Origin of the sequence: Streptomyces sp. NBC_01429 (assembly GCF_036231945.1) — a bacterium.
Lineage (GTDB): Bacteria > Actinomycetota > Actinomycetes > Streptomycetales > Streptomycetaceae > Streptomyces.
Genome location: NZ_CP109599.1, coordinates 2,035,217 through 2,056,667 on the forward strand (window position 1 = coordinate 2,035,217; position 21,451 = coordinate 2,056,667).

The following is a 21,451-nucleotide window of genomic DNA, read 5'->3' on the forward strand; positions in this document are numbered from 1 at the left end:
GGTCATCGTGCGTCTTCGCACATAGAGGCGGCGCGACCGTACCAAAGCGTTCCCTCGCCGTAGCGACGGGAGCGCAGTGGCTCGAACCCTTCCGGCCAGCCGAATTCCCCGCCTCTGGTGCTGCGTTCCACGGTGGCGACCGCATCGGCGCTGAGCCAGCCCCCGGTGCGGAGTGTGAGGAGGATCTCCCGTAGATCGTCATCGGTGACGGCGTACGGCGGGTCCAGGAAGACCAGGTCGTACGGGGTCCCCGGGGGCGGTCCCGCGACGGTCTGCGCCGCCTTGGCGGTACGGACCTCGGCGCCGGGCAGCCCGAGCGTCCGCACGTTGTCCCGGACGGTACGGGCGGCGCGGGCGTCGGCCTCCACCAGCAGCGCGTGCGCGGCGCCGCGCGAGAGCGCCTCAAGGCCGACGGCGCCGGAGCCCGCGTACAGATCGGCGATCCGGCGGCCCTCCAGGGTGCCGAGGAGCGACTCCCAGCTGGAGAAGAGGCCCTCGCGGGCGCGGTCGGAGGTGGGGCGGGTACCGGTACCGGGCGGTACGGCGAGACGGCGTCCGCCGGCGGCACCGGCGATCACGCGGGTCATGGGTGTCGGTCCTCGGTTCGTGGGCGGAACGGGCGGTCCGCCCACGCGGGGCGCGGGGCGGGTGCTGTCCCCACGATATGGCGTACCCGGCGGGCGGGCCCGGCCGGTGACCCCCCTGACTTCGTCTCCCGGGCCCCTACTGACGTCCCGGACCCCGGACCCCGCCCCGGATCCTGGGTCCGGCGGCGGCCCGCTCTCGCTCGGCCCTCGTCGGACTCTCAGCCCTTGTCGAGGAACTGCTCGCGCTCCGCGTCCAGCAGCGCGTCCAGCGCCGTACGCAGCTCCGGGCTGTCCGCCAGCTCGGGATCGGCCGCGACCACCGCGACGGCCTCCTCGCGGGCGGCGGCGATGATCTCCTCGTCCTCGATGACGGCGAGCATCCGCAGGCTGGAGCGCACCCCGGACTGCGCCTGGCCCAGGACGTCACCCTCGCGGCGCTGTTCGAGGTCGATACGGGACAGCTCGAAGCCGTCGAGCGTGGTGGCGACCGCGCCGAGCCTGGCCCTGGCCGGGCTCGCCTCCGGCGCGTCGGTGACCAGCAGACACAGGCCGGGCGCCGAGCCCCGGCCGACCCGGCCGCGCAGCTGGTGCAGCTGGGAGACGCCGAACCGGTCCGCGTCCATGATCACCATCGCGGTGGCGTTGGGCACGTTCACCCCGACCTCGATGACGGTGGTCGCGACGAGGACGTCCACCTCGCCCGCGCCGAAGCGGCGCATCGCTGCGTCCTTGTCGTCGGGCTGCATCCGGCCGTGCAGCACCTCGACGCGCAGCCCCGTCAGCGGCCCCTTGGCCAGCTGCTCCGCGACCTCCAGCACGGCGAGCGGCGGGCGCTTCTCCGCGTCGTCCGCCTTGGCCTTCTTCTTCGCCTTCTCGTCCTCGTCGTCACCGATCCGGGGGCAGACGACATACGCCTGGTGGCCCTTGCCGACCTCCTCGCGGACCCGCTCCCAGGCGCGGGCCAGGAAGTGCGGCTTGTCCTGGGCCGGGACGACATGGCTGGCGATCGGTGAGCGGCCCGCCGGGAGCTGGTCCAGGACGGACGTCTCCAGGTCGCCGAAGACGGTCATCGCGACCGTACGCGGAATGGGCGTGGCGGTCATGACCAGCAGGTGCGGGGGCTGTTTGCCCTTGGAGCGCAGCGCGTCGCGCTGCTCCACCCCGAAGCGGTGCTGCTCGTCGACGACGACCAGTCCCAGATCGTGGAAGCGCACCTTGTCCTCGATCAGCGCGTGCGTACCGATCACGATCCCGGCCTCGCCGGTGACCAGGTCGAGCAGCGCCTGACGCCGCGCGGCCGTGCCCATGGAGCCGGTGAGCAGCACGACCTTGGTCGCGTTCTCCGCTCCCCCGAGCATCCCTCCCCCGGCCAGCCCGCCCATCATCTCGGTGATGGAACGGTGGTGCTGCTGGGCGAGGACCTCGGTGGGCGCCAGCATGGCGGCCTGGCCGCCCGCGTCCACGACGGCGAGCATCGCGCGCAGCGCGACGAGCGTCTTTCCCGAGCCGACCTCGCCCTGGAGCAGCCGGTGCATGGGGTGTTCGGTGGCGAGGTCGGCGAAGATCTCGGCGGTGACCTTCCGCTGCCCTTCGGTGAGGGTGAACGGCAGGGTGGCGTCGAAGGCGTCGAGGATCCCGTCCGCCACCGGGGTCCGGGCCACGGCCGGGAGCTGCGCGTCCGCGTACCGGCGCCGGGCCAGGGCGACCTGGAGGACGAACGCCTCGTCCCACTTCAGGCGGTCCCTGGCGGATTCGATGTCGGCCCTGGTCTCCGGCCGGTGGATCTTGAGCAGCGCCTCGGGCAGCGGGACGAATCCGCGCCCCTCGCGCAGCGCGGGCGGCAGCGGGTCGACGGCCTCGACGGCCCTGGGGAGCACCGCGTCGACCGCTTTGGTGATCTTCCAGGACTCCAGTCCCTTGCAGGCCGGGTAGATCGGGATCAGCCGGCCCGCGAAGGAGTCGACGGCCTCCTCCCCGTCGTCCCTGCCCAGCGGTACGTAGGTGGGGTGCGCGAGCTGGAGCTTGCGGTTGAAGACGGAGACCTTGCCCGCGAACATCCCCCGGCTGCCGGGCGGCAGATCCTTCTGCGGCTTGTGGAGTCCCCTGCCGAAGAAGACCAGTTGGAGCCGGCCGCTGCCGTCGGTGAGGGTGATCTCCAGCCGCTGGCCGCGCCCGTGGTTGAACGTCAGCACGCGGGAGTCGGCGACCTGCGCGACCACGGTGACGTCCTCGTCCAGCGGGAGGTCGGCGAGCGTGGTGAGCTGGCCGCGCTCCTCGTACCGCCGGGGGTAGTGGTGCAGCAGGTCGCCGACCGTGTGCAGGCCGAGGTGTTCGGCCATCACCTTCGCGGTGGCGGGGCCGAGCGTCTTCTTGAGAGGTTCATCCAGCGCGGACACGCGGTCCATCTTCGCAGGGACCACCGACAGCGGGGCGGCGCGACGCTACTCGACGCCGACGAGCAGCGGTACGGACTGTCTGCCGCCCCGGTACACGACGGTGTCGACGGCGAGGTGGCCCTCGCGTACGTACCGCTCCAGCCGGTCGGCCAGCGCGTCCGGCACGTCCTCGCCGAGCACCAGGGTGACCAGCTCGCCGCCGGCCGCCAGCATCCGGGTGAGGACCGCCTCGGCGGTGGCGGCGAGGTCGGCGCCGATCACCGCCACGTCGCCCTCGATCAGCCCCAGGACGTCGCCGGCCTGGCAGATGCCCGCCATCGTCCAGGACTGCCGTTCGGCGACGGCCAGTTCGGCGTAGCGGGTGGCTCCGGCGGCGGTGGTCATGGCGACCACGTCCTCGTCGAAGCGCCGGTCCGGCTGGTGCACGGCGAGCGCGGCGATGCCCTGGACGGCGGCCCGGGTGGGGATCAGGGCGACCCGTACCCCTTCGGTACGCGCCTGTTCGGCCGCCGCCGCGGCGGTGTGGCGCAGCGCGGCGTCGTTGGGCAGGAGGACCACTTCGCGCGCGTGGGCGCGCCGGATGGCCTCGACCAGCTCTCCGCTGGCGGGCGGCTCCCCGGGGCGCGCGAGGACCGTGGTCGCGCCGGCCTCGGCGCACAGCCCGGCGAGCCCCTCGCCGGGGACCACCGCGACGACGGCCCGCTGGACCTGCTCGGGAGGGTGTGCGGCGGCGCCGAAGTGGGTGATGCGGATGCGGTACGGGCGTCCCGCCTCGACGCCCGCCTCGACGGCGGCGCCCGCGTCGTCGACATGGACGTGGACGTTCCACAGCCCGTCACCGCCGACGACGACCAGGGAGTCGCCGAGCCGGTCGAGGCGCTCCCGCAGGCGCGTGACGGCGGCTTCCCCGGCCTCCAGCAGGTAGATCACCTCGAACGCGGGCCGGCCGTCCTCCCCTGCGCCGGCCCCCGGGGCGACCGTCGCGGGGTCCTCGTGGCGCCGGTGGCCGGCAGGCAGGGCCGCGGGCACCTCGCCCGTGAGGGCCCGTACGAGCGCGCCGAGCACGGCGAGCAGCCCGCGCCCGCCCGCGTCCACGACGCCCGCGCGGCCGAGTACGGCCAGCTGGTCCGGGGTGGCGGCGAGCGCGGCGCGTGCCCCGGCGTACGCGGCGCGCACGGTGGCGCCTCCGTCGGCCGTCCTACCGCCCGCCCCCGCCTCAGCGGCCTCGGCGGCGTCCGCCGCCGCCGAGGCGACGCTGAGGATCGTCCCCTCGACGGGATGGGCGACGGCGGCGCGGGCCAGTTCGGCGGCCCGCCGCAGCGCCGGGGCGAGCCGCGCGGCGTGATCCCCGTCACCGGGCGCGGGCGGCGCGAGCACCTCGGCCATCCCGCGCAGCAGCTGGGCCAGGATGGTGCCCGAGTTCCCCCGGGCCCCGATCAGCGCGCCGTGCGCCATGGCCCGTACGGCGTCGCCGGGCGTGGGCTCGGTGGCGCGCGTCGCGTGCGCGGCGAAGACGGCTTCCACGGCCTGTGCGGCGGACTCCACGGTCAGATAGAGATTGGTGCCGGTGTCACCGTCCGCGACCGGATAGACGTTGATCGCGTCGATCTCCTCGCGTTCCCGGCCGAGGGCGTCCAGCGCCAGTGAGCACCAGCTCCGCACCGCTGCGGCATCGAGGGTCTGCGGCACCTGGGAGTCCTCCTTGAGCGGCCGTGACGCGGGCTGAACCGCAGGGTAGCCGCCGGTAACCCCCACCGTCCGAGGCGGGCGGCGGGGTACCGGGCGGAACGGGGGCGACCGGCGTCATGGTAATTTTCTTGTACCGAGGCAGGCGTTGTATGCTGCTGCGGTTGCCCGATGAGAGTCGGGCCAATCCTCCGGCAACGCCGCATCATTCATTGATTCAAGCCACGCCGGATTCCTCTGTACGAGCATCTGAAGTCTTTGGAGTGACCCGTGGCTGCCAACTGCGACGTCTGTGGCAAGGGGCCGGGCTTCGGCAACAGCATTTCCCACTCGCACCGCCGTACGTCCCGTCGCTGGAACCCGAACATCCAGCGCGTGCGTGCCGTGGTCGGTCGGACGCCGAAGCGGCTCAACGTCTGCACCTCGTGCATCAAGGCCGGCAAGGTCTCGCGCTGACGCCTGCGTCGTAGCGCAGCCCCTGCGGTTGCCTTGAAAAGCCGGTCCACCTCGGTGGACCGGCTTTTTGCCGTACCCGCGTGAGCGCGGGCGGGTACGGGTCAGGCGCGCGTGCGCCAGGCGTGGTCCACCGGGCCGATCCCGCCGCCCAGCGCGAAGCCGCCCGCGATGGCGCCCGTCACATACTCCTTGGCCGCCACGACCGCCTCCACCACGTCCTGCCCGCCGCCCAGTCCGGCGGCGATCGCCGCCGCGAAGGTGCAGCCCGTGCCGTGGGTGTGCCGGTTGTCGTGGCGCGGGGCGCGCAGCCAGTGCTCCTCGGTGCCGTCCCAGAGCAGGTCGACCGCGTCGCCCGGCAGATGACCGCCCTTGATCAGCGCCCAGCGGGGGCCGAATTCGATTACGGCCCCGGCCGCGCGCCGCATGCCCGCCTCGTCCGTGACCCGTACCCCGGTGAGCTGCGCCACTTCGTCCAGGTTGGGGGTGGCGACGGTCGCGACCGGCATCAGCTCGGTCCGTACGGTCTCCAGCGCCGAGGCGGCCAGCAGCGGATCGCCGTGCTTGGAGACGCCGACCGGGTCGACGACCACGGGTGCGCCGGTCCCGGCGAGGAGTTCGGAGACGGCGGAGACCAGCCCGGCGGAGGAGAGCATTCCGGTCTTCACGGCCTGGACGCCGATGTCGTCCACGACCGCGCGGTACTGGGCCCGTACCGCCTCCACCGGCAGCTCCCAGGCGCCCCGTACCCCCAGGGAGTTCTGCGCCGTGACGGCGGTGAGCACGCTCATGCCGTGCACTCCGAACGCCAGCATGGTCTTCAGGTCCGCCTGGATGCCCGCACCGCCGCCGGAGTCGGATCCGGCGACGGTGAGGACACGGGGAGGCACCCACGAGGAGCGCTCCCGTGCGGAGGACGCGGACGAGGCGGATATCGGCATGGACCGAATCTACAAGCGCGCCGGCGGTGACCCGCCCGCGCGGTCACCGCCGCACCGCGCCGCTCAGCGGTCCCCGTCGGCGTCCCCGAAGTGGTCCCAGCCTCCCTTGCTGGTCCAGGGCGCCCCGTCGACCGTCACCTGCGGCGGCGCCGACGGCTTGAGGACCTCGCCGATCACCTTCCAGCGGGCCGGCAGCTTCGCGTCCGCCGGGAACGTGGCGACGATCGCGTGGTCCTCGCCCCCGGTCAGCACCCACTGGAGCGGGTCGATACCGACCGCCTGCCCGATGTCGTGCATCTGCGAGGGGATGTCGATCAGCCCCGACCGCAGATCGATCCGGACCTTGCTGGCCTCCGCGATGTGACCGAGATCCGCGACCAGTCCGTCGCTGATGTCCGTCATGGCGGTGGCGCCGAGCCCGGCCGCCGCGGGGCCCGCGTGGTACGGCGGCTCCGGTCTGCGGTGCGCCTCGACGAAGGCACGCGGCGAGCGGAAGCCGCGCGAGAGCACCGCGTGACCCGCCGCCGACCAGCCCAACCAGCCGGTGTACGCGACGACATCGCCGGGCCTGGCGCCCGACCGGGTCACCGGTTCGTGGTCGCGCAGATCACCGAGCGCGGTGATGGCGATGGTGATGGCGTCACCGCGTACGACATCGCCGCCGACCACCGCCGCACCCGCGACCTGGCACTCGTCCCGGATGCCGTCCATCAGCTCGGTGGGCCAGGTGACCGGCAGTTCGGCCGGGACGACCAGGCCGAGCAGCAGCGCGGTGGGGACGGCGCCCATCGCCGCGATGTCGGCGAGGTTCTGCGCCGCCGCCTTGCGGCCCACGTCGTACGCCGTCGACCAGTCACGCCGGAAGTGCCGTCCCTCCAGCAGCAGATCCGTACTCGCCACGACCCTGCCGTCGGGCGCGGCCACGACCGCGGCGTCGTCGCCCGGCCCGAGCCGGACCGCCGGGGTGGTGGTGAGCCGGGAGGTGAGTTCTCTGATGAGACCGAACTCCCCCAACTCGCCCACGGTTCCCTTCACCGAGTCTCCCCTCTCCTCACCGGCCGCGCCTGCGGTCGCGGTCCTGCACTGCTGTCGGTTCCGTCATGCCCCGCGTCAACTTCGTCCCGCGTGCGCCACCCGTCGGACGCCACCGGGCCCGCGGGTCTCCCCGCGGTCCACGGCGACGCGATACCGTGGCGTCTCTTTCCACCCCACATGATCCTCGTGGCCGCCCTGGAGGTTCCGTGGTACAGGCGTACATCCTTATTCAGACCGAGGTGGGCAAGGCGACGACCGTCGCCGAGACCATCGCGAAGATTCCGGGAGTCATCCAGGCCGAGGACGTCACAGGCCCGTACGACGTGATCGTGCGCGCACAGGCCGACACCGTCGATGAACTGGGGCGCATGGTCGTCGCCAGAATCCAGCGGGTGGAGGGCATCACCCGCACCCTGACCTGCCCGGTGGTGCATCTGTAGCCGGACGGGCACGGGCACGGCGGCGGCACGGGGACGGTGCGCGCGGCTCATCCTGCTGTCGTCGCTCACCATGGCTTCGCCGTGCTCCCTCTCCCACCCCGCACGTGGCGGCCGGCCCCGGACGGCCGCCGTCTACGCTTGACCGGTGATACGTTCCCGCCGCAGGCTATCCGGCCTTCTCGCCGCCCGTATGACCGCCGTCGCCCTTCTGACGGCGGCGGTGGGCTGTTCCACCACGGACGGCGCGCCGTCGGTCGCGGCTCCCACCCCCACCGAGAAGGAAGCGGCGCTCTGCCGCGCGCTGCACGAGGAACTGCCGAAGACCCTCGCGGACCTGGGCAGGAACGATCCGCGGCCGCACTCGGAACTGACCGCCGGCTGGGGGGACGGCGCGATCGTCCTGCGGTGCGGTGTCCCCCGGCCGGAGCGGATGGGCGACCCGCAGGCGCAGGGGGTGGAGGCGAACGGCGTCAACTGGATGCTGGAGGAACGGGACTCGGGCCCCCGCTTCACGACGACGTACCGCGAGACGTATGTGGAGGTCACCATGGACGAGCGCTTCACCCATGACTCCACCCCGCTCGCCCCACTGGCCGGGCCCGTCGGGAAGACGATCCCGTCCAGCCTCTAGGGCGTCTTCGCTCAGCGCAGACCGGTGGAGCGGCGCAGCGCCGCCTGGATGAGGACGTCGATCAGCTCCGCGTAGCCGACGCCGCTCTCCTGCCACATCCGGGGGTACATGGAGATGGGTGTGAAGCCCGGCATCGTGTTGATCTCGTTGATGACGAACTCGCCGTCCTCGGTGAGGAAGAAGTCGGCCCTGACCAGCCCCTCGCAGGAGGCCGCGTCGAACGCCTCGACCGCGAGCCGCTGGACCTCGGCCGTCTGCTCCTCGGTGAGCGGCGCGGGGACCAGTCCGGCGGCGGAGTCGATGTACTTGGCCTCGAAGTCGTAGAAGTCGTGCGCCGTGACGGGCGGGATCTCGGCGGGCAGGCTGGCGCGCGGGCCGTCCTCGAACTCCAGCACACCGCACTCGATCTCGCGACCGCGCAGCAGCGACTCCACCAGGATCTTGGGGTCGTGGCGACGGGCCTCGGCGATCGCCTCGTCCAGTCCCGCGAGGTCGTCGACCTTGGAGATGCCCACGGAGGAGCCGGCCCGCGCGGGCTTCACGAAGACGGGCCAGCCGTGCTCGCCGGCGAAGTCGACGATCTTCTTGCGGACGGCGGCGGCCCGGTCGGCGGCGGAGCCCGCCCCCCGCTCCCACTCGCGGGGGCGGATCACCACGTACGGGCCGACGGGCAGCCCGAAGGAGGTGAACACCCGCTTCATGTACTCCTTGTCCTGGCCGACGGCCGAGGCGAGGACACCCGCGCCGACGTACGGGACGCCGGAGAGTTCCAGCAGCCCCTGGAGGGTGCCGTCCTCCCCGTACGGGCCGTGCAGCACGGGGAAGACGACATCGACGTCGCCCAGCGCCTTGGGCACCGAGCCCGGTTCGCTGTAGACGACTTCGCGGTTGCCGGGGTCGGCGGACAGGACGACCGTGCCGTCCGTGGACTCCGCGATCTGCTCGACGCTCGGCAGGGTGCGGCCGACGATGGCCATCCGCTCCGGATCGTCGGCGGTGAGCGCCCAGCGGCCGTCGGTGGTGATTCCGATGGGCAGGACGTCGTACTTCGTACGGTCGATGGACCGCAGTACGGCGCCGGCCGTGACCACCGAAATGGCGTGCTCGGAGCTACGTCCGCCGAAGACGACGGCCACGCGCGGCTTGCGGAGCTGCTGCTCAGGGCTCTGGGAGGAGTTCTCGCTGCTCATATCGCGATGAGAGTACCTGTTGGAGGGGGCCCGAGTCAGCGTAGGTGGCGCCGGAGTCAGCGGCGTTCGGGCTTGGCGCTGCGCGACATGAGTTCCTTGAGCGCGACGAGCGGCGGCTTGCCGTTGTGCACGATGTCCACGACGGTCTCGGTGATCGGCATGTCGACCTCGTGGCGCCGCGCCAGATCCAGTACGGACTCGCAGGACTTGACGCCCTCGGCGGTCTGCTTGGTGACCGCGATGGTCCCTTGGAGGGTCATGCCGCGGCCGAGGTTGGTGCCGAAGGTGTGGTTGCGGGAGAGCGGCGAGGAACAGGTGGCGATCAGATCGCCCATTCCGGCGAGTCCGGAGAAGGTGTGCGGGTCGGCGCCCATGGCGAGTCCGAGCCGGGTGGTCTCGGCCAGTCCCCTGGTCATCAGGGATGCCTTGGTGTTGTCGCCGAGCCCCATGCCGTCGGCGATGCCGACCGCGAGGCCGATGACGTTCTTGACCGCTCCGCCGAGTTCGCAGCCGACGACGTCGGTGTTGGTGTACGGGCGGAAGTACGGCGTGTGGCACGCGGTCTGGAGCCGCCGGGCGACCGCCTCGTCCCGGCACGCCACGACGGCGGCGGCGGGCATCCGGCCCGCGATCTCCTTGGCGAGGTTGGGCCCGGTGACCACGGCGACCCGGTCGGCGGGCGCCTTGGCGACCTCCTCGATGACCTCGCTCATCCGCTTGGCGGTGCCGAGTTCGACGCCCTTCATCAGCGAGACGAGGACGGTGTCGCGGGGCAGTACGGGCGCCCACGCGGCGAGGTTGGCGCGCAGCGTCTGCGACGGCACGGTCAGTACGGTGAACTCGGCGCCCCGGGCGGCCTCGGCCGGATCCGTCGTGGCCCGTATGCCCGGGGGCAGTTCGAACCCCGGCAGATAGTCCGGGTTGGTGCGCGTGGTGTTGATGGACTCCGCGACGTCCGCGCGGCGGCCCCAGACCGTCACCTCGCACCCCGCGTCGGCCAGGATCATGGCGAACGCCGTGCCCCATGAACCAGCCCCGAATACGGCGACCCGCGTCACTTCGACCCCTCTTCCGCGGCCTTGCGCCGCTGTTCCGCCCTGGCCTCGCGATGGTCGTACGGGGCCGTCGGCGCCGGCTCCCCGCGTAGCTCGGAGAGCAGTTCCGTGATCGCGGCCATGATGACCTCGGTGACCTCGCGCAGCAATTCGGTGGTGATCTCCTCGTCGTAGTAGCGCGAGATGTCGACGGGCGGGCCGACCAGCACCCGGTGCGTCTTGCGCGGGAGCAGCTCGGGCTTCCTGGCGTACGGGGCCAGGAGCAGGTTGGCGCCCCACTGCGCGACGGGGATGACCGGGCAGCGCGTCTGGAGCGCGACCCTGGCGACACCGGTCTTGGCGGTCATCGGCCACTGCGCCGGATCGCGGGTGAGCGTGCCCTCGGGGTAGAAGGCCACGCATTCACCGCGCTCGACGGCGTCGATGGCGGCCCGGTAGGCGCTGAGCGCGTTGGTGCTCTCGCGGTAGACGGGGATCTGCCCCGTACCGCGCATCACCGCGCCGATGAATCCCGAGGTGAATAGGCCGTTCTTCGCGAGGAAGCGCGGAACGCGTCCCGTGTTGTACTGGAAGTGCGCATAGGCGAACGGGTCGATGTGTGAATTGTGGTTCACCGCCGTGATGAATCCGCCGTCGGCCGGGATGTGCTCCGCCCCCTGCCAGTCCCGCTTGAGCAGTACGATCAGCGGCGGTTTGGCGATGACCGCCGCCAGGCGGTACCAGAAGCCGATTCTGCGGCGGGACACTCGGACACCTTCCTCTTCTCGCCCGGCTCCACGCCCGGCTGCCGGGGATCAAGTGTGGCCCCGGCCCCCTGCTCTGTCGAGAACACGGTACGCCTCGCCTCCGGGTCGGGGACGGTGGGCCGGGAGGGCGGGGCGCGGGGGCGCCGGGCGACAATGGAGGGCCGCTACGCATGGACGGAGAGTTCGCCACGGACACCGACCCGACCGCCCGCTGGTCCCTGGTTGTTCCGCTCAAACCGCTGCGGCTGGCCAAGAGCAGGCTCGCCGCCTCCGCCGGGGACGCGCTGCGCCCCCGGCTGGCCCTCGCGTTCGCGCAGGACACGGTGGCCGCGGCGCTGGCCTGCGCGGCGGTCCGCGATGTGGTGGTCGTCACGGACGATCCGACGGCGGCGGAGGCGCTGGGCGCGCTGGGTGCGCGCGTCGTACCCGACACCCCTGGAGGCGGTCTCAACGCGGCGCTGGCGCACGGTGCGCGGGCCGTCAGGGCGTCCAGGCCGCAGGCGGCGGTGGCCGCGCTCAACGCGGATCTGCCGGCGCTGCGCCCCCGGGAACTGGGCCGGGTGCTGGGCGTGGCGGGCTCTTTCCGCCGGGCTTTTCTCGCGGACGCCGCCGAAATCGGTACGACATTGCTGGCCGCGGCGCCCGGGACGGAATTGAATCCGGCTTTCGGCGGGCCGTCCAGGCACCGCCATTTGTTGTCGGGCGCGGTGGAAATCGAGCTGGCCGGGGTGGATTCCGTACGGCGCGATGTCGACACGGGCGACGATCTGAGGGTGGCCGCCGGGCTGGGACTGGGGGCATTCACGGCGTCCCGGTACGCCGGACACGAACGGCCGGCGGCGCGGCCTTCCGGGCTCTGAGCGGCCGGGAACGGGCCGGTTCGCGGACCGATACGCTCGGCTCATGCAGGCGACTTCGTACACCTATGAATCCGAGACCCGCACCGGAAGTGTGCTGCTGGACGACGGCACCCCGGTGGAGTTCGACGCTGCGGCCTTCGACGCCGGCGGACTGCGACTGCTCCGACCGGGTCAGCGGGTGCGGATCGAGACCGAGGGGGAGGGCGCGTCGCTGCGCGTCACGCTGGTGACGCTCCAGACGCTCTGAGGCCCTCCCGTCCCCGGTGGCGCGGGCGAACGCCGCGGGCCGGGCTCCCCGAGGGGAGCCCGGCCCGGCGCGTGTGGCCCTGCTTTTACATCCTCTGCTCTGCCGCTACTTCCTGGCGGCGGTCTTCTTCGCCGTGGTGGTGCGCGCGGTCGCCTTCCTGGCGGGGGCCTTCTTGGCCGTCGTCTTCTTGGCGGGCGCGGTCTTCTTCGCCGTGGCCTTCTTCGCCGTGGCGGTGGCCGTGGTCTTCTTGGCCGTGGTCTTCTTCGCCGCCGGGCTGGTCTTCTTGGCGGTGGCCTTCTTCGCCGTGGTGGTCTTCTTGGCGGCCGTGGTCTTCTTGACCGCGGCCTTCTTCGCCGTGGCCTTCTTGGCGGTGGCCTTCTTCGCCGCCGCCTTCACCGTCGTACGGCTGGAAGATCCGCCCGAGAGGCTGCCCTTGGGGGCCTTCTTGACGGCCACGTCGTTCTTGGGGAGCTTCTTCGAGCCGCTGACCAGGTCCTTGAAGCCCTGACCCGCGCGGAAGCGCGGCACCGAGGTCTTCTTGACCCGGACGCGCTCACCCGTCTGCGGGTTACGGGCGTAACGGGCCGGGCGGTCGACCTTCTCGAACGAGCCGAAGCCGGTCACCGAGACCCGGTCCCCCGCGACGACCGCACGGACGATCGCGTCGAGTACCGCGTCGACCGCGTCCGCGGCCTGCTGCCGGCCGCCGACCTTGTCCGCAATCGCTTCTACGAGCTGCGCCTTGTTCACGTCTTCCCCTTCGGAGACATTGCCAGAACGAAAGTGTTCAAGCTTTTTCGCACGTTAGGCAGATATATACCGCAAATCAAACACGAAACGGGCTAATCACCCTAGTGCCGCAACGAAGTCGACCTGGTGGAGTTCCGCGGAGGTCAGTCACCTTCGGGAAAACGACCCTCGTCGAGGTCCTTCATCAAGCGGTCCAGACGCCTTGCCGCGTCCGGGAGATCGTGTTTCGCCGCCGCCGTGATGACGAGCAGCTTCCGGGAGAGCGCCTTGCGCACGCCATCCGGGACCTGCAGTGCACGCACCGTCGCGTGCGCTTCTTTGAGTTGTTCGGCGACCAACCCGTAAAGCTTGAGTTGGTTGTCGCGTTCCATGCACCGATTGTGCCATCTGGGGCGAGTTGTCGCCCGACGGGGGCTCAACAAGCAACTGCACCCCCTGCCCGTAGGCAGGGGGTGCAGTAGGGGAAAAGCGCTGATCAGGCGGTAATCGTGCGCGGTTTGAAGGACGGCCTGGCGGCCTCGTAAGCGGCGATGTCGGCTTCGTTCTGAAGGGTGAGGCTGATGTCGTCCAGCCCGTTCAGCAACCGCCAGCGGGCGTTCTCGTCAAGCTCGAAATCGGCCACAAGCGCTGCTCCGTCAGGGGCAGTGGCGCGAACCTGGCGCTTCTCCAGGTCGACGGTGACCTCGGCCCGCGGGTCGCTCTCGGCGATCTGCCACAGGGCGTCCACGACCGGCTGCTCCAGCACGACGGTCAGCAGGCCGTTCTTGAGCGAGTTGCCGCGGAAGATGTCGGCGAACCGGGACGAGATCACGGCCTTGAAGCCGAAGTTCTGGAGCGCCCACACGGCGTGTTCGCGCGACGAGCCGGTGCCGAAGTCGGGTCCGGCGACCAGCACCGTGGCCCCGGCGTACTCGGGCCGGTTGAGCACGAACGACGCGTCCTTGCGCCACGCCTCGAAGAGCCCGTCCTCGAAGCCGTCGCGGGTGACCTTCTTGAGCCAGTGCGCCGGGATGATCTGGTCGGTGTCGACGTTGCTGCGGCGCAGCGGAACGGCGCGACCGGTGTGTGTGGTGAAGGCTTCCATGGTTATCGCGCTCCAGCGGGCGTACGGCCGGTGGCATCGGCGTCGGACAGATCGGCGGGCGAGGCCAGATGGCCCAGTACCGCGGTGGCGGCGGCGACCTGCGGCGAGACCAGATGGGTCCGGCCGCCCTTGCCCTGCCTGCCCTCGAAGTTGCGGTTGGAGGTCGACGCCGAGCGCTCGCCGGGCGCGAGTTGGTCGGGGTTCATGCCCAGACACATCGAGCAGCCCGCGTGCCGCCATTCGGCGCCGGCGGCGGTGAAAACCTTGTCCAGACCCTCGGCGACCGCCTGGAGGGCGACCCGTACCGAGCCGGGGACGACCAGCATCCGTACCCCGTCGGCCACTTTGCGGCCGTCCAGCAGCGAGGCCGCCGAGCGCAGGTCCTCGATACGGCCGTTGGTGCAGGAGCCTACGAAGACGGTGTCGACCTTGATGTCGCGCAGCGCCTGTCCGGCGGTCAACCCCATGTACTCCAGGGCCTTTTCGGCGGCGTACCGCTCCGAAGCGTCCTCGTACGAAGCCGGGTCGGGGACCTGTGCGGAGAGCGGCGCGCCCTGGCCGGGGTTGGTGCCCCAGGTGACGAACGGGGCGAGCGCGGCGGCGTCGATGAGGACCTCGGCGTCGAAGACCGCGTCGTCGTCGGTGCGCAGTGTGCGCCAGTAGGCGACCGCCGCGTCCCACTCGTCGCCCGCGGGTGCGTGGTCGCGGCCCTTGAGGTAGTCGAAGGTGGTGTCGTCCGGGGCGATCATGCCCGCCCTGGCGCCGGCCTCGATGGACATGTTGCAGATGGTCATCCGGGCCTCCATCGAGAGTTTCTCGATGGCCGGGCCCCGGTATTCGAGGATGTAGCCCTGGCCGCCGCCGGTGCCGATCCTGGCGATGACGGCGAGGATCAGGTCCTTGGCGGTGACATCGGCGGGCAGTTCGCCCTCGACCGTGATGGCCATGGTCCTGGGACGGGCCAGCGGCAGCGTCTGGGTGGCCAGCACGTGCTCGACCTGGCTGGTGCCGATGCCGAACGCCAGCGCGCCGAAGGCGCCGTGGGTGGAGGTGTGGCTGTCGCCGCAGACCACGGTGGTGCCGGGCTGGGTCAGCCCCAGCTGCGGGCCCACGACGTGGACGACGCCCTGCTCGACGTCGCCCAGCGAGTGCAGCCGTACGCCGAAGTCCGCGCAGTTCTTGCGCAGCGTCTCCAACTGGATCCGGGAGACGGGGTCGGCGATCGGCTTGTCGATGTCGAGCGTCGGGGTGTTGTGGTCCTCGGTCGCGATGGTGAGGTCGAGTCGCCGGACCTGCCGACCGCCCTTGCGCAGGCCGTCGAACGCCTGGGGGCTGGTCACCTCGTGCAGCAGGTGCAGATCGATGAAGAGGAGGTCGGGCTCGCCCTCGGCGCGCCGGACGACATGGTCGTCCCAGACCTTCTCCGCGAGTGTCCTACCCATCGCTTTCCCTCCGGCCGGCCTCTGGCGGCCGGCATTCCTAGAGATGTGTGGGCCTACGTCCGTACCCCACGCACCGGACGTCGGCTGGGACCCGATACTCCGCGAGCCCGTACATACAGGTTGGCAAGTTCCCCGGGAAATTGAACTTGCGTTTCACAGAGTGAGACGCGAGTATCGTTTCATGGACAACTCTAGCGGCGTCGGCGTTCTCGACAAGGCTGCTCTCGTACTGAGCGCCCTGGAGTCCGGTCCGGCCACCCTCGCCGGGCTGGTCGCGGCGACCGGGCTCGCACGGCCCACGGCCCACCGACTGGCCGTGGCACTGGAACACCACCGACTGGTGGCGAGGGACATGCAGGGCCGGTTCATCCTCGGTCCGCGGCTGGCCGAGCTGGCCGCCGCGGCCGGCGAGGACCGCCTGCTGGCCACGGCCGGACCCGTACTCACCCATCTGCGGGACCTGACCGGCGAGAGCGCCCAGCTCTATCGCCGCCAGGGCGAGATGCGGATATGCGTGGCGGCGGCGGAACGGCTCTCCGGGCTTCGGGACACCGTGCCGGTGGGCTCGACCCTCACCATGAAAGCCGGTTCCTCGGCCCAGATCCTGATGGCCTGGGAGGAGCCGGAGCGGCTGCACCGCGGCCTTCAGGGCGCCCGTTTCACCGCGACGGCGCTCTCGGGCGTACGGCGCAGGGGCTGGGCGCAGTCGATCGGCGAGCGGGAACCGGGGGTGGCCTCGGTCTCGGCGCCGGTGCGCGGGCCGTCGAACCGGGTGGTCGCGGCGGTCTCGGTATCCGGACCGATCGAGCGGCTCAGCCGGCACCCGGGCCGGATGCACGCTCAGGCGGTGATCGACGCGGCGGGCCGGCTGAGCGAGGCCCTGCGCCGTACGAGCTGAGCCGCTTCCCCCGCCCCGCCACCCACTCTCCCCCCACCCGCTCCCCCCTCGCCACCCCCCTTCCGCCCCGCACGGACACCGGCAGGCCGCTCCAGCGCCGCAGCGGCCGGACCGGATCACCCCCGCGAGGCGAGCCGCTCGGCGGCACTCTCCCCGCGCCGGCCCACCGGGATCACACCGGTGGCCTTTCCGAGGCCGAACTCCGGCATGTCGACGTAGACGTTCTCGTACGAGCCCGCCGGTACGGCGTAGGTCTCGTGCCAGAACCCGACCCCGCCCCTCGCCGCCCGCATCCTGCGGTTGAAGGCGGCCCAGGCGGGGCGGTGCTGCCCGTCGGTGGCCGACGCGTAGGCCAGCAGCTTCTCCTTCGAGTCCCAGTACTGGACGACATAGATCAGCCGGGGCCCCCCGATCAGGGTGCGCGCCCCGATCAGCCCGCTGCCCTTGTCCCGCGACAGCTCCCGGAGCATGCGCGGCATCGCGCCGACCACCGGCCACCAGTCGCGCGCCGCACGGAACTTGTTGATGCGCATCCCGATGAGGAAGACCGTCACCTCCCCCTCCGCGCGTGCGGTCATGCGTCCCTTGATCGGCTTCGCGGACATACCGGTCCCCCTTCGTCGATGCTTCCGCCCATCATTGGATAGCTCCACTATCCATGCTTGGATAGTGGCACTCTCCAGGGAAAGGTGCAAGCGCGTGCGCATGGCGGAGCTGAGTGAACGCAGTGGAGTGGCCACCGCCACGATCAAGTACTACTTGCGCGAGGGGCTGCTGCGGCCGGGCCGCCGGGTGAGCGCCACCCAGGCCGAGTACGACGAGGAGCATCTGCGGCGGCTGCGGCTGGTGCGGGCGCTGATCCAGGTGGGCCGGATGCCGGTGGCCACGGCGCGTGAGGTGCTGGTGGCGGTCGAGGACGAGTCGCTCGACCGTCACAAGCGCATCGGCGCGGCGGTCTGGGCGCTCCCGCACGGCTCGCCGGACCCGGCGGGCGACGACGGCCCCGACGAGGCGCGGGAGGAGGCGCGGCGGGCCGTGGACGAGGTGCTGGAGGAGATCGGCTGGACCTTCGGCCGCGCGGAGGGCGACTACTCCCCCGCGTACCGCATGCTGGTGAACGCCGTCGCCGGTCTGTGGCGGGCCGGCTACCCCTGCGCACCGGCCGATCTGCTGGCGTACGCGCGCTCGGCCGCCGTCCTCGGCGCGGTCGACCTGGACATGGTGGAGCGGTACGAGCCGGGCGCCGGCCAGGTCGAGGCGGCGGTGGCGCTGACGGTGCTGTACGAACCGGTCCTGCTCGGTCTGCGCCGGCTCGCGGAGGCCGAGGAGTCCAACAGGCGTTTCGGCGGCGGTGGTTGAGGGCGGACCGGCGGGCAGCGCGAAGAGGCCCTCCCCGACTGGGGAGGGCCTCTTCGTGTTCTTGTACCCCCGACCGGATTCGAACCGGCGCTACTGCCGTGAGAGGGCAGCGTGCTAGGCCGCTACACAACGGGGGCGTTGCAGAAACATCTGCGCTGGGCTACCAGGACTCGAACCTAGAACAACGGAACCAGAAACCGCCGTGTTGCCAATTACACCATAGCCCATGGGTTATTCAGTTCAGTACCCCCGACCGGATTCGAACCGGCGCTACTGCCGTGAGAGGGCAGCGTGCTAGGCCGCTACACAACGGGGGCCCTAGCGATCCTGCATCAACGTTTCCGGGTGCGACCCGAAGACGTCGGAGAGAAGGATCTGTACCCCCGACCGGATTCGAACCGGCGCTACTGCCGTGAGAGGGCAGCGTGCTAGGCCGCTACACAACGGGGGCGTTGCAGAAACATCTGCGCTGGGCTACCAGGACTCGAACCTAGACTAACGGAACCAGAAACCGTCGTGCTGCCAATTACACCATAGCCCACCAAAACTGAACCCCCTGCTGGGGGTCTGTTCCGGCTTGCGCTTCCCGACCGGGCCTTTCGGCCTTCTCGGGCGGCGCAGGAAGAACATTACCTGATCGTGGACGGCGCTCCAAAACGAGTAAACGTGCCTGCGTACACACGCTTCCGGAGGTGCGGAAGGGGCGGGCCTCCCGCCGGGAAACCCGCCCCTTCCGCGCCCGTACGCGTCAGCTCGTCACGCCGCCAGCTTCGCCAGCGCCGCGTCGATCCGGGACAGCGTGCGCTCGCGGCCCAGGAGTTCCAGGGACTCGAAGAGCGGCAGGCCGACCGTGCGGCCCGTGACCGAGACGCGGACCGGCGCCTGGGCCTTGCCGAGCTTGAGGCCGTGCTCCTCGCCGGCCGCGAGGACCGCGTTCTTGAGCGCCTCGGCGTGCCACTCGGCCTCGGCGATCTTCGTACGGGCGGTGGCCAGCAGCGCGTCGGCGCCCGGCTTCATGGCCTTCGCCCAGGACGCCTCGTCCGTCACCGGCTCGTCGAGGAAGAGGAAGTCGACGTTGGCGGTGATGTCGGAGAGGACCGTGACCCGGGTCTGGGCGAGCGGCGCCAGCTCCGCGAAGGCGGCGGCATCGAAGGACTCCGGCGCCCAGGGCGCGTACGGGGCCTTCAGCCACGGGCCGCACGCCTCGGTGAACGCCGCCACGTCCAGCTGCCGGATGTGGTCGGCGTTGATCGCCTCGGCCTTCTTCAGGTCGAAGCGCGCCGGGTTGGCGTTGACGTCCGCGATGTCGAACGCGGCGACCATCTCCTCCATGGAGAAGAGGTCACGGTCGGCCGAGAGTGACCAGCCCAGCAGGGAGAGGTAGTTGAGCAGCCCCTGCGGCAGGAACCCGCGCTCCCGGTAGAGGTTGAGTGACGCCTGCGGGTCGCGCTTGGAGAGCTTCTTGTTGCCCTCGCCCATCACGTACGGAAGGTGTCCGAACGCCGGGATGTCCTTGGCGATGCCCAGCTCGATCAGCGCCTTGTAGAGCGCGACCTGGCGCGGGGTGGAGGAGAGGAGGTCCTCGCCGCGCAGGACGTGGGTGATCTCCATCAGCGCGTCGTCGACGGGGTTGACGAGCGTGTAGAGGGGGGCGCCGTTGGCGCGGACGATGCCGTAGTCCGGGACGTTCTCCGGGGTGAACGTCAGCTCGCCGCGGACCAGGTCCGTGAAGGTGATCGGCTCGTCGGGCATCCGGAAGCGGACGATGGAGGTACGGCCCTCGGCCTCGTACGCCGCCTTCCGCTCGGCGCTCAGGTCGCGGCAGTGGCCGTCGTACCCGGAGGGCCGGCCGGCCGCGCGGGCGGCGTCGCGGCGCGCGTCCAGCTCCTCGGTGGCGCAGTAGCAGTGGTACGCGTGGCCGGCGGCGAGCAGCCGCTCGGCGGTGTCGCGGTAGAGGTCCATCCGCTGCGACTGGCGGTAGGGCGCGTGCGGGCCGCCGATCTCGGGGCCCTCGTCCCAGTCGAGCCCGAGCCAGCGCATCGAGTCGAGCAGCTGGCCGTACGACTCCTCGGAGTCGCGCGCCGCGTCGGTGTCCTCGATGCGGAAGACCAGGGTGCCGCCGTGGTGGCGGGCGAACGCCCAGTTGAACAGGGCGGTGCGGACCAGTCCCACATGGGGGTTGCCGGTCGGGGAGGGACAGAAACGTACCCGGACGCCGGCGTCCGTGCCGGAGTGTGCGCTAGCCACGCTTGATCACCCTGTTGGTGAGAGTGCCGATGCCTTCGATGGTGACGGCGATCTCGTCGCCGACGCTGAGGGGGCCGACCCCCGCGGGGGTGCCCGTGAGGATGACGTCGCCCGGGAGGAGGGTCATGGCCTCGGAGATGTTGACGATGAGGTCCTCGACGGAGTTGACCATCTCGCTGGTACGGCCCAGCTGACGCTGCTCGCCGTTGACCGTGCACTGGATCGTCACGTCGGAGGGGTCGAGTTCGGTCTCCACCCAGGGGCCGAGTGGGCACGAGGTGTCGAAGCCCTTCGCGCGGGCCCACTGCTTCTCGGTCTTCTGGGTGTCGCGCGCGGTGACGTCGTTGGCGCAGGTGTAGCCGAAGATGACGTCCTTGACGCGCTCGCGCGGCACCTCGCGGCACATCCGGCCGATGACGACGGCGAGTTCGGCCTCGTAGCTGACGTCGTTCGAGAACGTCGGGTACTCGATCGCGTCGCCGGAGCCGATCACCGCGGTGGTGGGCTTGAGGAAGGAGAACGGCGCGGGCGGGACCTCGTTGCCCAGCTCCGCCGCGTGTTCCCGGTAGTTACGGGCGTAACCCACGACCTTGTTGGGCAGTACGGGCGGAAGCAGCCGTACCTTGCTCAGCGGGACTTTGGTCCCGGAGAGCTCGAAGTCGGAGTACGGGACGCCCTTGATGATGTCGAGGACGAGGCCGGCGGAGTCGCCGCTGCCTTCGCCCTCGACCGCGCCGAAGGCGACATTGCCGTCGATGGAGAATCTGGCGATGCGCACGGGATGCTGTCGCCCCTCACTTGCTCGCTGGTCTGGAGACTGACGCTCCAGGCTAGCGCGCGGCCGGGGACCGCCTCGCGGTCCGCTCGCGTCCGCCCCCGCCGTCGAGGGCGAAGCGCTGAACGCGGACCGCCGGGCCCGCGTAAGAGTGCGCGAGGGGCATGACCCGTGGAACCCGGGGGAAGCCTACTGAGCGGTGGGGGCGACCATGAGCGTCGTACGGCGAGGGTTGGCGGTGCGGTTCGGCACGGTGGCGGGGTGCTCCGGGTACTCCGTGGGGACGAGGTCCTCGGCGTCCTCCAGGTGCGCCAGCGTGGTGCGGCGGGGGTTCGCGGTGGCACGGAACATCATCGTCGTCTTCATCTGTGGTGTCAGACCCTGTCGGAGTACGGGCGCGGGAGCGCCGGTTGTCGGATATGCCATCCCTGTAAAGCGTCAGGCTAGACATCCAATTCCCCACCGGAACCGGGATCCAATGGCGATCACCGTGTGAGTTTGCTCACGAATCGATGGACATTTGCCGCATGGCGGGCGGTTGTCGGTGACCCCGGAAACGGACATTGCCTTACTGAACGTTGCATTCCGCTGCTGATCATGAAGACTGGGACACCCCCCACCCGTAAGCG

The 21,451-nt window shown here is 71.1% G+C and carries 23 protein-coding genes and 5 tRNA genes; 7 read left to right on the forward strand and 21 right to left on the reverse strand.

All coding sequences use genetic code 11. The features are described from left to right. Positions 1 to 2 precede the first annotated feature (2 nt). The 3 genes from rsmD to OG627_RS08350 form a co-directional block, all read right to left on the reverse strand. Entirely contained in the window at positions 3 to 587 is a 585-nt protein-coding gene (gene rsmD, locus OG627_RS08340; RefSeq protein WP_329062973.1) for a 16S rRNA (guanine(966)-N(2))-methyltransferase RsmD, read from the reverse strand. A 218-nt stretch (positions 588 to 805) separates the two neighbouring features. Further along, the gene (recG, locus tag OG627_RS08345) at positions 806 to 2,992 is read right to left on the reverse strand and encodes an ATP-dependent DNA helicase RecG (protein WP_329062975.1); all 2,187 of its coding nucleotides are present in this window, start codon (positions 2,990 to 2,992) and stop codon (positions 806 to 808) included. 36 nt (positions 2,993 to 3,028) lie between these two features. Next, entirely contained in the window at positions 3,029 to 4,672 is a 1,644-nt protein-coding gene (locus OG627_RS08350; RefSeq protein WP_329062977.1) for a DAK2 domain-containing protein, read from the reverse strand. A 267-nt stretch (positions 4,673 to 4,939) separates the two neighbouring features. Here OG627_RS08350 and rpmB point away from each other — a divergent pair, with 267 nt between their 5' ends. Next, positions 4,940 to 5,125, forward strand: coding sequence for a 50S ribosomal protein L28 (gene rpmB / locus OG627_RS08355; RefSeq protein WP_078877327.1), 186 nt, complete (start codon positions 4,940 to 4,942; stop codon positions 5,123 to 5,125). A 101-nt stretch (positions 5,126 to 5,226) separates the two neighbouring features. On the opposite strand, the gene thiD is transcribed toward rpmB, so the two are convergent. After that, a complete protein-coding gene (thiD, locus tag OG627_RS08360; RefSeq protein ID WP_329062981.1) occupies positions 5,227 to 6,063 on the reverse strand; it encodes a bifunctional hydroxymethylpyrimidine kinase/phosphomethylpyrimidine kinase in 837 nt (278 codons plus the stop codon). 63 nt (positions 6,064 to 6,126) lie between these two features. Then, positions 6,127 to 7,098, reverse strand: a complete 972-nt coding sequence (locus OG627_RS08365) for a thiamine-phosphate kinase (protein ID WP_329062983.1) — start codon at positions 7,096 to 7,098, stop codon at positions 6,127 to 6,129. A 206-nt stretch (positions 7,099 to 7,304) separates the two neighbouring features. On the opposite strand from OG627_RS08365, the gene OG627_RS08370 reads away from it, so the two are divergent. After that, entirely contained in the window at positions 7,305 to 7,538 is a 234-nt protein-coding gene (locus tag OG627_RS08370; protein WP_329062984.1) for an Lrp/AsnC family transcriptional regulator, read from the forward strand. A gap of 190 nt (positions 7,539 to 7,728) precedes the next feature. Further along, positions 7,729 to 8,169: a DUF3515 domain-containing protein gene (locus OG627_RS08375; protein WP_329072486.1), complete on the forward strand. Its 441-nt coding sequence runs from the start codon at positions 7,729 to 7,731 to the stop codon at positions 8,167 to 8,169. An 11-nt stretch (positions 8,170 to 8,180) separates the two neighbouring features. Here OG627_RS08375 and OG627_RS08380 read toward each other — a convergent pair whose 3' ends face one another. Genes OG627_RS08380 through OG627_RS08390 form a run of 3 tightly spaced genes read right to left on the reverse strand, consistent with a single transcriptional unit; the run spans position 8,181 to position 11,160 of the window. Then, on the reverse strand, positions 8,181 to 9,359 hold the full coding sequence (locus OG627_RS08380) for a D-alanine--D-alanine ligase family protein (protein WP_329062986.1): 1,179 nt from the start codon (positions 9,357 to 9,359) through the stop codon (positions 8,181 to 8,183). 56 nt (positions 9,360 to 9,415) lie between these two features. Further along, the gene (locus OG627_RS08385) at positions 9,416 to 10,417 is read right to left on the reverse strand and encodes an NAD(P)H-dependent glycerol-3-phosphate dehydrogenase (protein ID WP_329062988.1); all 1,002 of its coding nucleotides are present in this window, start codon (positions 10,415 to 10,417) and stop codon (positions 9,416 to 9,418) included. Then, complete coding sequence (locus OG627_RS08390) at positions 10,414 to 11,160, reverse strand: lysophospholipid acyltransferase family protein (protein WP_329062990.1); 747 nt, start codon at positions 11,158 to 11,160, stop codon at positions 10,414 to 10,416. Before OG627_RS08390 ends, OG627_RS08385 begins: the two co-directional genes overlap by 4 nt. A 170-nt stretch (positions 11,161 to 11,330) precedes the next feature. Between OG627_RS08390 and cofC the strand changes: the two genes are divergently transcribed. Both cofC and OG627_RS08400 read left to right on the forward strand, forming a co-directional pair. Next, on the forward strand, positions 11,331 to 12,020 hold the full coding sequence (gene cofC / locus OG627_RS08395) for a 2-phospho-L-lactate guanylyltransferase (RefSeq protein ID WP_329062992.1): 690 nt from the start codon (positions 11,331 to 11,333) through the stop codon (positions 12,018 to 12,020). 43 nt (positions 12,021 to 12,063) lie between these two features. Then, positions 12,064 to 12,267, forward strand: a complete 204-nt coding sequence (locus OG627_RS08400; RefSeq protein WP_114621835.1) for a hypothetical protein — start codon at positions 12,064 to 12,066, stop codon at positions 12,265 to 12,267. 105 nt (positions 12,268 to 12,372) lie between these two features. On the opposite strand, the gene OG627_RS08405 is transcribed toward OG627_RS08400, so the two are convergent. The 4 genes from OG627_RS08405 to leuC all read right to left on the reverse strand — a co-directional run bounded on the left by OG627_RS08405 (position 12,373) and on the right by leuC (position 15,543). Next, positions 12,373 to 13,017: an HU family DNA-binding protein gene (locus tag OG627_RS08405; protein ID WP_329062994.1), complete on the reverse strand. Its 645-nt coding sequence runs from the start codon at positions 13,015 to 13,017 to the stop codon at positions 12,373 to 12,375. A 143-nt stretch (positions 13,018 to 13,160) separates the two neighbouring features. Then, entirely contained in the window at positions 13,161 to 13,388 is a 228-nt protein-coding gene (locus OG627_RS08410; RefSeq protein ID WP_114621837.1) for a hypothetical protein, read from the reverse strand. 104 nt (positions 13,389 to 13,492) lie between these two features. Beyond that, entirely contained in the window at positions 13,493 to 14,101 is a 609-nt protein-coding gene (gene leuD, locus OG627_RS08415; RefSeq protein WP_329062997.1) for a 3-isopropylmalate dehydratase small subunit, read from the reverse strand. A gap of 2 nt (positions 14,102 to 14,103) precedes the next feature. Continuing rightward, positions 14,104 to 15,543, reverse strand: a complete 1,440-nt coding sequence (gene leuC, locus OG627_RS08420) for a 3-isopropylmalate dehydratase large subunit (protein ID WP_329062998.1) — start codon at positions 15,541 to 15,543, stop codon at positions 14,104 to 14,106. A 181-nt stretch (positions 15,544 to 15,724) separates the two neighbouring features. Between leuC and ndgR the strand changes: the two genes are divergently transcribed. After that, on the forward strand, positions 15,725 to 16,441 hold the full coding sequence (gene ndgR / locus OG627_RS08425) for an IclR family transcriptional regulator NdgR (RefSeq protein WP_114621840.1): 717 nt from the start codon (positions 15,725 to 15,727) through the stop codon (positions 16,439 to 16,441). A 116-nt stretch (positions 16,442 to 16,557) separates the two neighbouring features. Here ndgR and OG627_RS08430 read toward each other — a convergent pair whose 3' ends face one another. Further along, positions 16,558 to 17,046, reverse strand: coding sequence for a DUF4188 domain-containing protein (locus OG627_RS08430; protein ID WP_329063001.1), 489 nt, complete (start codon positions 17,044 to 17,046; stop codon positions 16,558 to 16,560). Positions 17,047 to 17,140: 94 nt separating this feature from the next. Between OG627_RS08430 and OG627_RS08435 the strand changes: the two genes are divergently transcribed. Then, positions 17,141 to 17,800 carry a MerR family transcriptional regulator gene (locus OG627_RS08435; RefSeq protein WP_329063003.1) on the forward strand — a complete coding sequence of 220 codons (660 nt, stop codon included), beginning with the start codon at positions 17,141 to 17,143 and terminating at the stop codon, positions 17,798 to 17,800. A 64-nt stretch (positions 17,801 to 17,864) separates the two neighbouring features. Here the strand turns inward: OG627_RS08435 and OG627_RS08440 are convergent. The 8 genes from OG627_RS08440 to OG627_RS08475 form a co-directional block, all read right to left on the reverse strand. Beyond that, positions 17,865 to 17,937, reverse strand: a tRNA-Glu gene (locus OG627_RS08440). Between the two features lie 18 nt (positions 17,938 to 17,955). After that, positions 17,956 to 18,027, reverse strand: a tRNA-Gln gene (locus tag OG627_RS08445). Positions 18,028 to 18,044: 17 nt separating this feature from the next. Beyond that, positions 18,045 to 18,117, reverse strand: a tRNA-Glu gene (locus tag OG627_RS08450). 61 nt (positions 18,118 to 18,178) lie between these two features. Beyond that, positions 18,179 to 18,251, reverse strand: a tRNA-Glu gene (locus OG627_RS08455). Between the two features lie 18 nt (positions 18,252 to 18,269). Then, positions 18,270 to 18,341, reverse strand: a tRNA-Gln gene (locus tag OG627_RS08460). A gap of 215 nt (positions 18,342 to 18,556) precedes the next feature. Next, on the reverse strand, positions 18,557 to 20,047 hold the full coding sequence (gene gltX, locus OG627_RS08465) for a glutamate--tRNA ligase (protein ID WP_329063006.1): 1,491 nt from the start codon (positions 20,045 to 20,047) through the stop codon (positions 18,557 to 18,559). Then, the gene (locus OG627_RS08470) at positions 20,040 to 20,825 is read right to left on the reverse strand and encodes a fumarylacetoacetate hydrolase family protein (protein ID WP_329063008.1); all 786 of its coding nucleotides are present in this window, start codon (positions 20,823 to 20,825) and stop codon (positions 20,040 to 20,042) included. The genes gltX and OG627_RS08470 overlap by 8 nt, the downstream gene beginning before the upstream one ends. A 186-nt stretch (positions 20,826 to 21,011) precedes the next feature. Beyond that, positions 21,012 to 21,248, reverse strand: a complete 237-nt coding sequence (locus OG627_RS08475; protein WP_329073216.1) for a hypothetical protein — start codon at positions 21,246 to 21,248, stop codon at positions 21,012 to 21,014. Positions 21,249 to 21,451: the final 203 nt, after the last annotated feature.

Bases quoted from the DNA above. Each gene is read 5' to 3' on its own strand.
- rsmD (WP_329062973.1), bottom strand. From the start codon at position 587: ATGACCCGCGTGATCGCCGGTGCCGCCGGCGGACGCCGTCTCGCCGTA.
- recG (WP_329062975.1), bottom strand. From the start codon at position 2,992: ATGGACCGCGTGTCCGCGCTGGATGAACCTCTCAAGAAGACGCTCGGC.
- thiD (WP_329062981.1), bottom strand. From the start codon at position 6,063: ATGCCGATATCCGCCTCGTCCGCGTCCTCCGCACGGGAGCGCTCCTCG.
- OG627_RS08375 (WP_329072486.1), top strand. From the start codon at position 7,729: ATGACCGCCGTCGCCCTTCTGACGGCGGCGGTGGGCTGTTCCACCACG.
- OG627_RS08380 (WP_329062986.1), bottom strand. From the start codon at position 9,359: ATGAGCAGCGAGAACTCCTCCCAGAGCCCTGAGCAGCAGCTCCGCAAG.
- cofC (WP_329062992.1), top strand. From the start codon at position 11,331: ATGGACGGAGAGTTCGCCACGGACACCGACCCGACCGCCCGCTGGTCC.
- OG627_RS08400 (WP_114621835.1), top strand. From the start codon at position 12,064: ATGCAGGCGACTTCGTACACCTATGAATCCGAGACCCGCACCGGAAGT.
- OG627_RS08410 (WP_114621837.1), bottom strand. From the start codon at position 13,388: ATGGAACGCGACAACCAACTCAAGCTTTACGGGTTGGTCGCCGAACAA.
- leuD (WP_329062997.1), bottom strand. From the start codon at position 14,101: ATGGAAGCCTTCACCACACACACCGGTCGCGCCGTTCCGCTGCGCCGC.
- leuC (WP_329062998.1), bottom strand. From the start codon at position 15,543: ATGGGTAGGACACTCGCGGAGAAGGTCTGGGACGACCATGTCGTCCGG.
- ndgR (WP_114621840.1), top strand. From the start codon at position 15,725: ATGGACAACTCTAGCGGCGTCGGCGTTCTCGACAAGGCTGCTCTCGTA.
- OG627_RS08430 (WP_329063001.1), bottom strand. From the start codon at position 17,046: ATGTCCGCGAAGCCGATCAAGGGACGCATGACCGCACGCGCGGAGGGG.
- OG627_RS08475 (WP_329073216.1), bottom strand. From the start codon at position 21,248: ATGGCATATCCGACAACCGGCGCTCCCGCGCCCGTACTCCGACAGGGT.